Here is a 13,123-nt window from a genome sequence, read left to right on the forward strand (position 1 = left end):
AGGGCGTGCTGGTGCAGGTTGGCGAATCAGTCGAGAGAAAGGTCATTTGACTACCGTCGTCGAATTTTCCTTTAAAATCTACTCACGATTTATGAGCATCAACGAATCGCTGATGAAGGACGTTTCTCAATCATAAGGCACTAGCAAATGTCATACGTATACAAAATAATAGACTCACCCATCGGCAAATTAAAGCTTATCGCAAACGGATCAAGGCTCTCTGCAATTTTATGGGAAAACGATAAACCAAATCGGGTACGGCTTGGCCCGATTCACGAAGATAAAGCTAGTCCCATTCTGGCAGAGACGGAACGGCAACTGAATGAGTATTTCGCGGGAAAAAGAAACTGTTTTGAGCTTGAGCTGGATTTTGCTGGAACCGAATTTCAAAGAAAGGTTTGGGAAGCGCTGTTGACGATTCCGTTCGGAGAAACTCGCAGCTACGGGGAAATCGCGGTACAAATTGGCAATGCCAAGGCAGTCCGGGCGGTGGGTGCTGCCACTGGAAAAAATCCGATCTCTATAATCACTCCTTGCCATCGCGTAATAGGTGCATCGGGTGATCTCACGGGATTTGCTGGTGGACTCGGAGCAAAAAAGATGTTGCTCACTTTAGAAAGTGGTGTAAAGAAAGATGCGAGAAGCGCATTCAGCCATTTCCAGATGGCAGACAGCCTAGGGATATCTGAGGCTACTGAAAAATTGAAGGAAGTTGAAAGTAGCAGGTCATCAAACAACAAAGATTGAAATCTGTGGATCTACTCCAAGTAATAATCAAAAACGTGATTACGGAGAGGCGTTATACGTACTCGAGCTGCCTAGAAGCGCTAGTCCTGCCACAGTAAGAAGCCATTGTTCAGGCTCTTTAGATGATCTGGGTTCTTAATTTACCAGGAGCAAAACCATGAAAACGGCACGCAACTTCAAAATCCCCAGCCTTATTCTCGTCGCAACGGTGAGTGGCGGTTTCGTGTTTCCTGCCTTTGCTGAGCAAGTGACCTCATATCTAGTTGACCTCAACACCAGGCGGGTGACCAGTCCCGGTACTCTTGGTGGAAACAATATCCCTTGGGGTATTAACGCTTCCGGGCAGGTAGTGGGAGACTCCCTGATCCCCTCTGGAGATTCTCATGCTTTTATTACCAGCCCCAACGGCGTGGGCATGACCGATCTCGGTACTTTGGGCGGAGCTAATAGTTCTGCCCGAGGTATTAACAATTCCGGACAAGTGGTGGGAAACTCCCAACCGACCGCGTCCAAGGACCCGTTGACCTCATATTTTGGTCATGCTTTTATTACTGGCCCCAACGGCGTGGGCATGACTGATCTCGGTACTCTGAACGGAGACTATATTAGTTTTGCTTTCGGTATCAATGCTTCCGGACAGGTAGTGGGATACTCTAAACCCATCAGCGGATACGCGCATGCTTTTATTACCGGCCCCAACGGCGTGGGCATGACCGAGCTCGGTAGTCTGACGGGAACCTTTAGCGAGGCTTATGGTATCAACGATTCCGGGCAGGCAGTGGGATACTCTTATACGGCCTCAGGTTATCGGCATGCCTTTATGACCGGCCCCAACGGCGCGGACATGACCGATCTCGGTACTCTGGGCGGAAACGATAGTTATGCTACTGGTATCAACGCTTCCGGACAGGTAGTGGGATACTCTTACACCGCCTCAGGTGATAGCCACGCTTTTATTACCGGCCCCAACGGCGTGGGCATGACCGATCTCGGTGGTCCCACGGGAGGCACTAGCGAAGCTTGGGGAATCAACGATTCTGGGCAAGTGACGGGATCCACATGGACCGCCGCCAATGGCAACCGTGCTTTTATTACTGGCCCAAACGGCGTGGGCATGGTAGACCTAAATTCCCTAGTTCATCCATCTGGTGGGGGAATTTTCATCATAGCTCACGGCATCAATAACATGGGGCAGGTCAGTGCTATCGGAGTCGTTCCGGAGCCCGAGAGCTACGCGCTTCTTCTTCCCGGCTTGGCCCTGATCGGATTTGTGGCACGGCGAAAGAAGATAGTCGTCCCTAGCCTTTAGCTTAGGATAGACCCAGATAAATTTTCGCGTTAATAACTTACCTTCCGCCGCTGGCAGATTTCCCCATTTCGCCGGCCGACAAATTCGATGATATTTGCCTGGGGCCGTGGCAATTCCCATGTTCCATCACTTATTTTACGCACTGCCTCGAACGGCCGCCCATCCGCATATGTTTCCAGTTCATCCAGACCGTTTGTGGTCACGGCTACGGTATCGCCGTTAATCTCCACTTTCAGTACCGTGCGCGGGATACCCGCAAGAAATCCGGCACAAAACGCAATCATTTCCCTATTTTCGTGGAGCAAATCGTCGAGGGTCATTTCATAAGGAATTCCCGGAATACCCAGATCCTCTATCGGCGTCCCATCGGCAGCACCGCTGCGAAGCGCGCGGCGAATGGCCACCGTATAGCCGACATCAGCGGGCAGGCCTTCAAGCTCAAAAGGCGTACCCACCAAGGCCTCGCGAAGATCATAATGCGTCCAGACGTTGGCTCCCCCCGCGCCGCTGCCCTCCCCCACGCATACCAGCGTGCCTATCGCATTGTCGACAAAGCCCGCGGCGAACAGATCACCTGCTGAATACGTATTGGGGTCCACTACACACACGACCGGCCCGCTATAGCGCTGGCCGATATCATTGCACCAGGCAGGATCGGTCAACGGCAAGGGTTGTGAATAAGCCTCTCCCGTGGCGATCGCCGCTTCAAGAGACGGCAGCCAGGCTTCGAACTCCATCCGGTTGAAAGGACTGCGCGCCAGGGCCCGCATCAGCGGAGTCGCCAGCACGCTAAAGCGCGCAGGCGTAACGGTATTCGGCGTAAACAGCTGCAGCAATCGCTCGGCCGCCCAGATCAGCCCCCCGGGGTTGCCGCGTAAATCAAGGATCAGGCCGGTCTCCGGCAAAAGATCCAGCAGCCGTATCACCTCGGCGATGAAGGCGTCATCATCATCGACATCGAAGCTCCAGATACGCAAGTAACCCAGCTCGCCCTGCGCCTTGTTTTTGATGACCTTGGCCGCGAGCGTATCTTGAAACCAGGTCTTGATCCATCCCTTGTCGCGTGCAACGGCGACACCACTGCGCTCAGCCTGCCACACACTTCCTGAAAACATCATTTTCTTCGCGCGCCGCACGACCTCCGCTGCCGGGTTCGCGGCAATATAACGTGATGCACGCGAACCCGGCCGCTGGCTGGTTTCCGCGCGGGCGGGATGGACGACGCGCCAGGGAATACGGATCTCCCGGCGCGTCTCGCCGGACAAAATCCGGTAGCCGATGTCCACCAGCATCTCATCCGGTGGCGGCCCTCCCTCAAGCGCCCTGAAAGTAAGGGATTCCAGCGCCCTGGCACGGCGCGCGTCCGGACGTCCGCCGGTTTCCCGATCTGAGTACAAATCCACCGCCCTGGCAAAGGGAATGCTATTCCAGCTTTCCAGCACGACGCCCGCCGTAAATTTGGGATCGCGCACCAACTGGGGTGCCGACACTTTTGAAACCACGAAAACGGGATCATCGTGCGAACCGTATTGCTCAACAAGAAATGGGAGTGTCGCCACCGCCCCTTGACCGGCCCTGGGTCCGCTATAACGGGTATGCGCATCGCGCAAGCCCAGAACAATCGAGGTAAGCGCCAGATGGAATTCCCCCTCCGACAACTCGGCGACGCGACTGCGCAGCAGATGTAATGCCTGCACCGGATCAAGCGCATAGGCGGCACGTTTTTGGGGCAAATGACAATAGGCACCGCTGATCACGGTAACCAGCGCATCGATAATGCGCAGCCGTTCCCCGCCATCCAGCACGTACGCCAGTTCTATCCGGGCACCCGCCTCGCCACCCGTCTCCCCGCGTCTGGCACGTGCCGCCGGGGGGGCCGTGCCAAAAAGAAATTCACTGAGGAGTTGCCCGGTCTGCGCTCTCAAGAGGGTGGTATCGGCGTCCCTGCCGCGGATCAGATTGATCATGTCAATGTTTTTACGTATAAAAATCGGTCAGTCCGTCAAGCAACCCCCCATGGAACCCGCGGCCTGGAATCGAAGCAAAGAATTCGTTATCGTGGGCAAGCGGCTGAATTGGCGGAACGATAATCTTTGCCAGATCTTTTGGCAGCCCCCCCACCGGCACCTTTCCCGTGGGCATGTCCAGGGCAAGACGCAGGCGCGGCGCGCCGCCCGAGCGAATCGATGCGAACGCAAGACGGCGCGCACGCTCGATGGCCGTCTTGGGATCGGCCCGGACTTCTTCCAGGCGCTTGAGGACATCTCCAAAAGACCAGGGCTGAGCGTCCGCATCATCAAACCGGGTGAGGGCAAGGCGGCGCGACTGGCCACTGAGTAGCCCATTGAGCTTGATCTCACTGGTTTGCGTCGCCCCACCCTGCCTCATGAGCGCTTCGGTACCGTACAAAGGCCGTCCGTTCACTACCACCAGCCGTACGTCGGCTTCGGTGGCATGAAGGATCGTTTTGAAGGGGTCGGCCTTGGGCTTGGCCGCGATCACAGCCACATCGCCCAGCGCACCGGGTTGCAGGCGTCCCACTTGCCGTTGCCATGCCTCGGCCAGCACGTCTCCCGGATTGGCAGTGATCATTTTAACAAGATCGAAATCCGTCAACCCCCATCCATTGGCTTCGCTCACCAGCGAAGCCACCTTTAATTCGCCGAGCACGTTTCGTGTGCCCGAGGGACCCCAGTCCGAACCCACGCAGAGGTTGATGCCCCGCACCAGCGCCGCCGGGGCATCGGTCGTAGTACCGTACAACCAAAGATTTGAAAACGGTGACCAGACAATCGCACCCGGTTCACGCCACGTATCATAGGCTGCCGGGTCGACCGAATTGGTGTGGATGGCGACAAGGTGGCGCTGCAAGCAGCCCGCAGTGCGGGTTGCCAGATACTCCCGCTGCACGATCGATCCCGGCCGTCCCTCGGCGCAATGGTAAATAAACGTCGCTCCCTGGCGCATGCGGGTAGCCCGTTCGCCGAGTTGCTCGGATTTGAGCGTGAGCGTTGACGCCAGCACCTGGTGGCGGCCGACCTCGCCACCCAGCGTCTCATCCTCGATATTGCGCACCAGCCATCCATCCAGTGGACGATTGCTGGGTGGCGAACCCTGGATGCTGGTCGTGCCGCCAATCAGTGCACGTATTTCGGCGTAGGCGAGCAGTTCCACCGGCGTCGACTCGATAAATGCATAGGCGGGCCAGGTCACGCTCTCGGGATAGGTTGGCCGCGTGGGCCATATATCATGATGCGGGAAGGGTACGGTACGATTGGGCTCGACCCAGAGGGGAAGCGTTGCATACGCGAGATGGCTGTGCAGATCGATAAAACCGGGAATGACAAGATCGTTATCGACATCCACCACCGGCGCGGTCTCGAATCCCGCGGGACCTTGGGCGGAGCCTTTGGTAACCGCGGCAATGCGCCCGTCATCCCCGATCCATACCTTGCCCTGAAAGGTCGCGGTCTCGCTCGGCGCGACTTTCAGGGCCCGGCTGAGCGGGACAATGCGGCCGGCAACGACAAGGCTCATTGGGTCATGGACGCAACCCTAAGCGGGAAGCACCCCTTTGGGTACACGCACGACAATGGTTCTGCGCTTCTCCAGCGGGGTCTCGCCCTTTCGAGTTGCCCAGCCCTCCTCAGTGCGCATCCATGCCGGTGTACCCGGCGGCAGATCATCCGGCAGGATATCCGGTAAATCACCGTCAGCAAAGGTGGTCCCATACGGTACCAGCGGTTCCGTTGTATCAGGGTGGTGAATGACTGGCCTGAGCGCCGCCAGTCCTTCGTTCCAGTTCTCAAGCATTTTCGTCACCGCCACCTGCCGCTCCGCGTTGGTGTCGGCCGAGCTCTCAGGCCAGGTCGGATGCGTCAGATGCCGGAATGGCAGTGGAGAACGTCCGGCCGCATCGGGAGAAGCGAGCCAGCTCTGCCATGCCGTGTTCGCGAGTCCACCCAGGGCCATAACTGCTTCAATCGGGCTGCCATCGAGAATAGCCTTGATCCACCGGTTGCGATAAGCGGTAATCCCGGGGTCCCCGATATGGCGGGTGCCGCCGCCCTGACCGTACACGCTATAGAGAAAAGTATTGATAAAAACATAGCTGCGAATGATGCCGAGACGCCGCAGGAAGCCTTGCGCACGCTTGCCCGCCGTTCCGACGAGAATTCGCCGCGTGACCACTTCGTGCTGCGCGGGGTCCTGGCCAATGATGAGCACGCGTGCGCTGCCATCCAGCCGGCCCCGATGAAAAACAGGACCCCATTCCACCCGGAAATCGGCTGAAGGATAAATATCTTCCGCTGGATATTCCGATACAAGCTTGGCGAAGGGCTGCTTGTAATAGCCACGATCAAACGGAATAGCCATGGATTTTCCCCTTTCCGGACACAGGTCTTTCGCAGCTCGCCCGGTTTGCGCCGGTACACGGTTGAGTCCGGCTTATTTTCTGAAACCGAATACTATGGTGTGATGGTTAAACCTGAATCCAGCGATTGACCGCTTACCTTTTTGTTTAACACAACGCCACGTATAGATTTTTCATCGCTTGATCGTCGCCATGCCGGACTTGTCGATTATCCCTCTCCATTTCTGGATGCCGGGCATACCAGTCAAAATCACGGATAGCATTTCAGAAGGACAGAAATTGCAACCTCCCCCCTTGCAACTTCCGTCCGGTTGAAAATTTACGCTCAACATACTGCTGTGTCAACGATGCCTTCTTCCGACGGCACACTTACCGTCCGCTCACACGGTACGGTTATTTGGCAAGCTCCATCAATTGATCGAGCAATACCCTCTTCTGCTCGCCTAATTCAGCGTAACGCGAATACAAGCGATTAAGATCGCGGGTGTACTGCTCGATACGTTCCTGGCGCTCCCTCTGCATCCGCACGTTATCATCATAACTTTGAGGAGGATTGTCCTTGAGGCCGCCCATGGCGTAAGGCGCCTGCATCATCGAGTGGGGCGTTTGTATCGACTGGGGATAATTCTCCTGAATCTCATTGCGGCGCAACTCCTGCGTCATCTGGAACTGCTGGTACACCGCCTGCTGCTCCTGCTGCACGTGATTCAATGCCATTTCCAGCTGAGCGACGCGGGGATTGGGTATCGGGGGGGCGGTTTTTGGATAGGGATTCGAAACAGTTTGTGCCAGCGCGGAACCGCCCAGACCTGAGCCTAGTAAAAAAAGGGCAAGAATGATCGGCTTCATGACTCCTCCTGGTAATGGGCAGGGGATTCCGTTACGATAGCCACGGTGATAACCTGCTTGGCAATACCTACTTGCATGTTGTGATCTACCCAACAACACAGTATATCCGAGACCATCATGTCTGGCGATGATCCTGATGCAGACGCACCGCCACCATGGGTACAACCCTCCTTCAAAGGGCGGAAAGGCCGAGGCGCGGCGTCGAATCTGCAGGGCCGCTATGAAGTGCTTGCACGGGAAGCTATTGACGACGGCTGGTCTTGTGGTAATACCGAGACAGGTGCCGAACATCATACCGGCGGCGATAACTTGTCAATCCTGAAGACGCAAGTCATTGAGGAGCAGGCCAAATCCATCTTGACCCGCAATCAGTCTCCCGATGTGCCATTCAGCGTGTCGCTAAATCCGTATCGCGGCTGCGAGCATGGTTGCATTTATTGTTTCGCCCGGCCCACGCATAGCTATCTCGGTTTGTCGCCGGGGCTGGATTTCGAGAGCAAGATTTTTGCCAAGATCAACGCACCCGAATTGCTGCGGCGCGAGCTGGCGAAAACCTCGTACGTACCGGAACCGATAGCGCTTGGCGTCAACACAGACGCCTATCAGCCCTGCGAGCGAGACCTGCGGCTGACACGCCGCATACTGGAAGTGCTGCATGCGTGCGAACACCCGGTGGTACTGATTACCAAGTCTTCGTTGATCGAGCGCGACATTGATCTGCTGGCGGAAATGGCTTCCAGGCGGCAAGCGGCGGTCGCGATAACGCTCACCACGCTCGACCACGCCATGGCACGTACCCTGGAACCGCGTGCGGCAGCCCCGGCACGCCGCTTGCGCACCATTCGCACCCTGACCGACACAGGGATTCCGGTCGGAGTCAGCATCGCGCCGGTAATTCCTTTTATCACGGAGCCCGATCTGGAACGGGTCATGGCGGCAGCGGCGGAAGCCGGCGCCATCAATGCTGGCTATGTCATGCTGCGCCTGCCATGGGAGGTGAGTCCGCTATTCCGGCAATGGCTGCAGGCACACTTTCCCGACCGCGCGCAACGCGTCATGAACGGGGTGCAGGATATGCGCGGCGGCAAAGACTATGACGCCACCTTTGGCAAGCGGATGCATGGCGAGGGTATATGGGCTGACATAATCCGTCAGCGCTTCGAAAAAGCAGTCGCGCGTCTTGGCATCGGCGTGCGCTCAGGGCGCTTCAGGACGCTGGATACTTCGTGTTTCCGTCCGCCTTCGGCGACTCAACCAGCAACGCCTGGTTGCATGCCAACTCCTGCTCTCTCGAATGCGAAAAATAATAAAACGGGAAATTCAAGCAAACAGTTGGATCTGTTTTAGCGACTCTGGCGTCGATCAGGCTGCCCCCACTCATAAACCACCCTCAATCTTATGGCATAATTCAAATTAATATCTCATATATGTAGAAATATCACTACCCTCTGCTGACTATTAGGGATCTACTGTCCTCCAATGAAAATACCTGTATTCGTCTCTTCACCAACCAGCTTGTCGCCGTCGCAAGAAGCGGCCCGAACAGTTATCATTCAGCAACTGGAAAATAATGATCTGGAACCTCGCGCGCTGGGACGCTCCGACTATCCGACTGAACTTCCTTTGCGCGAAGTGCTTCTGATCGCGCGCCACTGCTCGGGTGGTATTATTCTTGGATTCGAGCAATTTCGCGCTGAAACTGGGATAAGCAAGCCGGGGAGTATAGGCGAAAAACGAATCAGCACACCGGTGCCATTCCCAACGGCGTGGAACCATCTGGAGTCCGGCATTCTGTTCGGCCTGCGCCTCCCTATCCTCGTTTTCCGTGAGGAAGGGATTACCGGGGGTGTATTCGATAACGGCGTTTCAGATGTCTTTATTCATCCGATACCATCGCCCGGAATCAAGGGTCCTGCAAAGGACGCACTAAGGCAAGTCTTCCAGAGATGGGCAGGCAAGGTTCGCGATCACTATTATGATGACAGACATGCCTGATAGTCGGGTCGAATCAATCCTTTATCCACTCCTGTCCTTGCTGGTGGTGTGAATTCCATCTGGTTCCGCTACCGCTCTGCCAACGGGAGCCGTCGCCCCTGGAGACCACAAACCACTTCTCGCTAGAAAAATTCTCAGATATGGGGGAACAATATGACAACTGAAACACCTGATAATGATCAGGAAAATGCTAGAACTACGAGAGCGGATACCAATGAGCGCGCGAAAATTGGAAGAAATATAGTCTATTTTGCGTTGAGTGTTATAGGTATTCTTGGTTTGACCTCGATTCTGGCCGCATCCTTCGGAAAAGCCGGAGACAAGAGTTTCGAACAGGTAAAAGACATACTGGGAATACTATTGCCGGTTCTTGGTACATGGGTGGGAACTGTACTCGCCTTTTATTTTTCAAGAGAAAATTTTATCGCTGCCGCGCAACAAACCTCCAATCTAGTGCGCCAGTTAACACCGGACCAGAAATTGCAGGCTATCTCAGTCGAAGAAGCAATGATATCGATAACTGCCCCAACTACCGTCAAACTAACCCTGAATAAAAAAGAAGAAGAAATTAAACTCAAAACAGACATACTCGATGCGTTGCTTCCAGAGGGTGGTAAGAACCGTCTACCCTGCGTCGATCCGGAAGGAAAAATCAAGTATGTCATTCATCGCAGCATAATAGAAGGATACATATCCAAGCAGGCTTTTTCAGGGAACGCCAATCTTGCGGATCTCACGCTCGGGGATATGCTGGCAGTCAGTCAGATCCAGCGCATTGCAACTGCTTTTGGCGCCGTGGGCCAAAACGCCAAACTGAATGCTGTCAAAACACTTATGGATGGCAGTCCGGAATGCTCGGATGTCTTTGTGACCACGGATGGGACGAAAAGCGGCACCGCCGTAGGATGGATAACCAACATTATTCTGACCGAAAAGTGCAAGGTTTAACCCAGATAATCCATTAGTCGGCTCTCCGAGCCTACCCGATTGCTGGCGGTCTGTTTGCGGCCATTTCCGCTGCTTGCTCGGCGTCCATAGACCAGGCTATGAACTTCTCCCAACCGGCAAAACTGCCTCGCAACCTGCCTCACCATCGTCTCACATCCTAAAGGATTATCTGGGTTTAATTGACCGAAGTCCAGTACCTGGCCATTTCACCCGCGTCAACTTCAGGCTTGGTTTTATCGATCCTGATTCGATGTTGCTATGCTGCTTTCCAGGCTGCCCACGCATCAAGAGTTTTTACGGAAGCACGATCTGCTAAAACATCCACCAACCTCGGCAGCCACTCCGATTCAGGATGATTAGCCTTAAGTGCTTGGGCAATGACGCCGGAGAAGTCCCATTCATCTGTGCGGATGGAGAATTCTCTAATTAGGCGCTTAAGTTCAATGAGTGCATTGGTGTATGCCAGGGGAGCACAGCAATAAGCATACATCCAGCACTCCGCGTTAATTGTGGCGGGTTGTTTACCATCCAGCAGGTCTATAGCAATATCCAAGACGGATCTCGCTTCGTCCATCTGACCTCTGGCAAACAGTAAACCAGCGTAGTTGCCCAACGTGTTAATGTTCTTATAATTATCGGCTTCCAGCGCATGCTTGTACATCATCTCTGCGGCATCCAAGTCCTTGCGATAGTTTGCCAGAAAGATGGCATAGTTGCCCAAGGTAATTGCCCTCTTCGGATCGGCTTCCAGCGCACGCTTGTACATCGCTTCGGCGACATCAATGTCACTGTGATTCCTTACCAGAAAGTTGGCGTAATTGCCCAAGTTATTAGCGTGCTTAGGATCAGCTTCCAATGCGCGTTTATACATTATTTCTGCAACATTCGAATCCTTACGGTAATTTGCCAGGAAGTTGGCGTAATCACCCAAGCTGTCCGCATTTTTAGGATCAACTTCCAGTGCGTGCTTAAATACTACCTCAGCAGCGTCCAAATCTTTACGTTCACACGTCAAAAAAATGGCGTAGCTCCTTATTAAGTCTACACTTGAGGGAAGTGTTGAAAGCCCTTCGAGGTAGATATTATTACGTTTCTCTGGATCAGCTTCGGCACGAGCCCGCATTTCCCACGACCACCAATTATTCGAATCCTTGAACGCATCCGCCAATACCTGGCGGGTCGCCTCTTGATCGACGCTCGAAACAGTGGCCGCGTCACTTTCTTTTAGGAGATTCTGTACTTGGTTACGGTAGTTTTCGGCTCTTGCATTACCACGTTCTTCAAGGCGGTTGAGAATTTTTCCCATCTCGAAATTGGGAATCAATGTCGCGGCCAACTGCAACATAAATATGTCAAAACTGGGTATCGCCACCATTACTCCGTCATGTTTTGCCAGCAATTCCTGCACTATGGCAGACGGAAGCGAGCCGACACGATAGCACCAGATGATTCGACCCGTAATATCTCCGGGTTTCAAACTGTTCAAGAACCCCATCAGGCTGCCATCGTTGCCACCGTAGCCAATCACGAGCGGCATATAATGCTTGAACAGGCGGGTGAGCGCATCTATCCACCCTTGTTCAAGAGTGCTCACCCCCGCTTTGTCACTCTTGGGCTGAAGAAACAGATCGCGATGTATCTTGGCGACTAGCGGTCTGCGCAATGCAGTTCGCACATATCCGGTAAGCGATTCATGGCCGACGATCAGTGGCGGTTTGTAGGCATGAATGGCTAAAGCATCGGCTACCAGATTGTCGAAGTTAGTAGTGACAACGACCTTGTGTCGGGTTTGTTGTATAACCTCGGCCAGCATCGAATAACCGATGCTGGGTTCTTTCCCATCCATGGCCACTTCGAGCGCGGCAAATCCGGATTCAGGGTCGCCGCGAAAACGGCGCTCAAATATCAGGGGGTAGAACTCAGCCGCATGATCCCATGTGAGACCGTCAATGCCCAGCGCATTGGAGGCTATCCATGTATCACGATCTAAATCGTCGCGACACTCACGCAGATGTAACTCATTCAGCCAGTTCTCCGCCATTACTTTTCCGGTAGAGATACCGGATGAAAAAGAGGCGCCTGAACCGAGCACGAAAGACAAGGAACGGTCCGGCATGGACTTATTGAGGCTCGCTATTTCCTCAAGAACACCCGCTACTGTCCACTCCAGTGGAGATTTTTTAGACGCTGGCTCATTCATCTATATGCCTTCATACTGTTTTCCGTAGAGTGGGTGAAACGCAGCAAGATAGACTTCCGCCAGCAATTCCGCATCCAGCAGCGCCGTGCAATGTGCGCCGGGAATTATCGACCTTATAGCGCTCACTAAACACATCCGGATGATTTCTCGTTCTGGATAACGCTGTTTGGCTATTTTCAAAGGTATCGGTTACCGAATGGCATATGTGTTCAATGGTTGTAATTCGGCCAACCCCAATTCATGATCGAGAAATGCAACATTCAACACGGTGTCGTGCATGATAAGCTCCGTTCCTCAAAAAAATCGAGCAGCTTGGGCGTCGAACGATATAACGTAGTCACAGGATAATCGTCGCCCGGTTACGAAAAGCTCTCAGGTCTATTCGCTCCCCCGTTCGCCCGTACTGATACGTCCACTCTCGTTTACGTCGAGGACATAGACCTTACCGGCACCATGTTGATGAGTGTTGGCAACCGTCATTACTTCATTGAAAATACATTCCACCAGATTATCAGGGGCAAAAATTTCAATGCGCTTTTTTGGTACGTATGGCGTGAAATCTCGTCCAGTAATTAGTTTGACTCGCCCGAAGCCCTCGCAATCGGATACGCTCATACCCGGGAAATCAGGTATTTCAAGCAGCGTCTGGGTGAGTTTTGATAGCATGAAAGGCTCGATATAGGCGCGGATTTCTTTCATG

The 13,123-nt window shown here is 54.0% G+C and carries 12 protein-coding genes; 5 read left to right on the plus strand and 7 right to left on the minus strand.

The window, feature by feature from the left end; genetic code table 11:
* The first annotated feature begins 147 nt into the window (after positions 1 to 147).
* Both BLO43_RS03350 and BLO43_RS03355 read left to right on the plus strand, forming a co-directional pair.
* Positions 148 to 747, plus strand: coding sequence for a methylated-DNA--[protein]-cysteine S-methyltransferase (locus BLO43_RS03350; protein ID WP_090905771.1), 600 nt, complete (start codon positions 148 to 150; stop codon positions 745 to 747).
* Positions 748 to 904: 157 nt separating this feature from the next.
* Positions 905 to 2,056: an HAF repeat-containing PEP-CTERM protein gene (locus BLO43_RS03355; protein WP_090905772.1), complete on the plus strand. Its 1,152-nt coding sequence runs from the start codon at positions 905 to 907 to the stop codon at positions 2,054 to 2,056.
* A gap of 29 nt (positions 2,057 to 2,085) precedes the next feature.
* On the opposite strand, the gene BLO43_RS03360 is transcribed toward BLO43_RS03355, so the two are convergent.
* The 4 genes from BLO43_RS03360 to BLO43_RS03375 form a co-directional block, all read right to left on the minus strand.
* A complete protein-coding gene (locus tag BLO43_RS03360) occupies positions 2,086 to 4,023 on the minus strand; it encodes a S41 family peptidase (RefSeq protein ID WP_254773299.1) in 1,938 nt (645 codons plus the stop codon).
* 10 nt (positions 4,024 to 4,033) lie between these two features.
* Positions 4,034 to 5,593 (minus strand): amidohydrolase family protein, encoded by a 1,560-nt coding sequence (locus BLO43_RS03365; RefSeq protein ID WP_090905773.1) that lies wholly within the window; start codon positions 5,591 to 5,593, stop codon positions 4,034 to 4,036.
* Positions 5,594 to 5,611: 18 nt separating this feature from the next.
* On the minus strand, positions 5,612 to 6,433 hold the full coding sequence (locus BLO43_RS03370; protein ID WP_090905774.1) for a uracil-DNA glycosylase family protein: 822 nt from the start codon (positions 6,431 to 6,433) through the stop codon (positions 5,612 to 5,614).
* Positions 6,434 to 6,824: 391 nt separating this feature from the next.
* Positions 6,825 to 7,280, minus strand: a complete 456-nt coding sequence (locus BLO43_RS03375) for a hypothetical protein (RefSeq protein WP_090905775.1) — start codon at positions 7,278 to 7,280, stop codon at positions 6,825 to 6,827.
* 117 nt (positions 7,281 to 7,397) lie between these two features.
* Between BLO43_RS03375 and BLO43_RS03380 the strand changes: the two genes are divergently transcribed.
* From BLO43_RS03380 to BLO43_RS03390, 3 genes are all read left to right on the plus strand, one after another.
* Positions 7,398 to 8,627: a PA0069 family radical SAM protein gene (locus BLO43_RS03380; protein ID WP_139149231.1), complete on the plus strand. Its 1,230-nt coding sequence runs from the start codon at positions 7,398 to 7,400 to the stop codon at positions 8,625 to 8,627.
* A gap of 132 nt (positions 8,628 to 8,759) precedes the next feature.
* On the plus strand, positions 8,760 to 9,275 hold the full coding sequence (locus BLO43_RS03385; protein WP_090905776.1) for a hypothetical protein: 516 nt from the start codon (positions 8,760 to 8,762) through the stop codon (positions 9,273 to 9,275).
* Between the two features lie 153 nt (positions 9,276 to 9,428).
* Positions 9,429 to 10,223, plus strand: a complete 795-nt coding sequence (locus BLO43_RS03390) for a hypothetical protein (protein ID WP_090905777.1) — start codon at positions 9,429 to 9,431, stop codon at positions 10,221 to 10,223.
* A 256-nt stretch (positions 10,224 to 10,479) separates the two neighbouring features.
* Here BLO43_RS03390 and BLO43_RS03395 read toward each other — a convergent pair whose 3' ends face one another.
* The 3 genes from BLO43_RS03395 to BLO43_RS03400 all read right to left on the minus strand — a co-directional run bounded on the left by BLO43_RS03395 (position 10,480) and on the right by BLO43_RS03400 (position 13,122).
* The gene (locus tag BLO43_RS03395) at positions 10,480 to 12,264 is read right to left on the minus strand and encodes a hypothetical protein (RefSeq protein ID WP_175443840.1); all 1,785 of its coding nucleotides are present in this window, start codon (positions 12,262 to 12,264) and stop codon (positions 10,480 to 10,482) included.
* A 159-nt stretch (positions 12,265 to 12,423) separates the two neighbouring features.
* The gene (locus tag BLO43_RS17145) at positions 12,424 to 12,549 is read right to left on the minus strand and encodes a hypothetical protein (RefSeq protein WP_302847664.1); all 126 of its coding nucleotides are present in this window, start codon (positions 12,547 to 12,549) and stop codon (positions 12,424 to 12,426) included.
* Between the two features lie 252 nt (positions 12,550 to 12,801).
* Entirely contained in the window at positions 12,802 to 13,122 is a 321-nt protein-coding gene (locus BLO43_RS03400; protein WP_074632777.1) for a P-II family nitrogen regulator, read from the minus strand.
* Position 13,123: the final 1 nt, after the last annotated feature.

It is taken from the genome of Nitrosospira sp. Nsp13 (assembly GCF_900101945.1).
In the GTDB taxonomy this organism is placed as follows: Bacteria; Pseudomonadota; Gammaproteobacteria; order Burkholderiales; family Nitrosomonadaceae; genus Nitrosospira; species Nitrosospira multiformis_D.

Bases quoted from the DNA above. Each gene is read 5' to 3' on its own strand.
- BLO43_RS03370 (WP_090905774.1), bottom strand. From the start codon at position 6,433: ATGGCTATTCCGTTTGATCGTGGCTATTACAAGCAGCCCTTCGCCAAG.
- BLO43_RS03355 (WP_090905772.1), top strand. From the start codon at position 905: ATGAAAACGGCACGCAACTTCAAAATCCCCAGCCTTATTCTCGTCGCA.
- BLO43_RS03360 (WP_254773299.1), bottom strand. From the start codon at position 4,023: ATGATCAATCTGATCCGCGGCAGGGACGCCGATACCACCCTCTTGAGA.
- BLO43_RS03400 (WP_074632777.1), bottom strand. From the start codon at position 13,122: ATGAAAGAAATCCGCGCCTATATCGAGCCTTTCATGCTATCAAAACTC.
- BLO43_RS03395 (WP_175443840.1), bottom strand. From the start codon at position 12,264: ATGGCGGAGAACTGGCTGAATGAGTTACATCTGCGTGAGTGTCGCGAC.
- BLO43_RS03375 (WP_090905775.1), bottom strand. From the start codon at position 7,280: ATGAAGCCGATCATTCTTGCCCTTTTTTTACTAGGCTCAGGTCTGGGC.
- BLO43_RS03350 (WP_090905771.1), top strand. From the start codon at position 148: ATGTCATACGTATACAAAATAATAGACTCACCCATCGGCAAATTAAAG.
- BLO43_RS03380 (WP_139149231.1), top strand. From the start codon at position 7,398: ATGTCTGGCGATGATCCTGATGCAGACGCACCGCCACCATGGGTACAA.
- BLO43_RS03385 (WP_090905776.1), top strand. From the start codon at position 8,760: ATGAAAATACCTGTATTCGTCTCTTCACCAACCAGCTTGTCGCCGTCG.
- BLO43_RS03390 (WP_090905777.1), top strand. From the start codon at position 9,429: ATGACAACTGAAACACCTGATAATGATCAGGAAAATGCTAGAACTACG.
- BLO43_RS03365 (WP_090905773.1), bottom strand. From the start codon at position 5,593: ATGAGCCTTGTCGTTGCCGGCCGCATTGTCCCGCTCAGCCGGGCCCTG.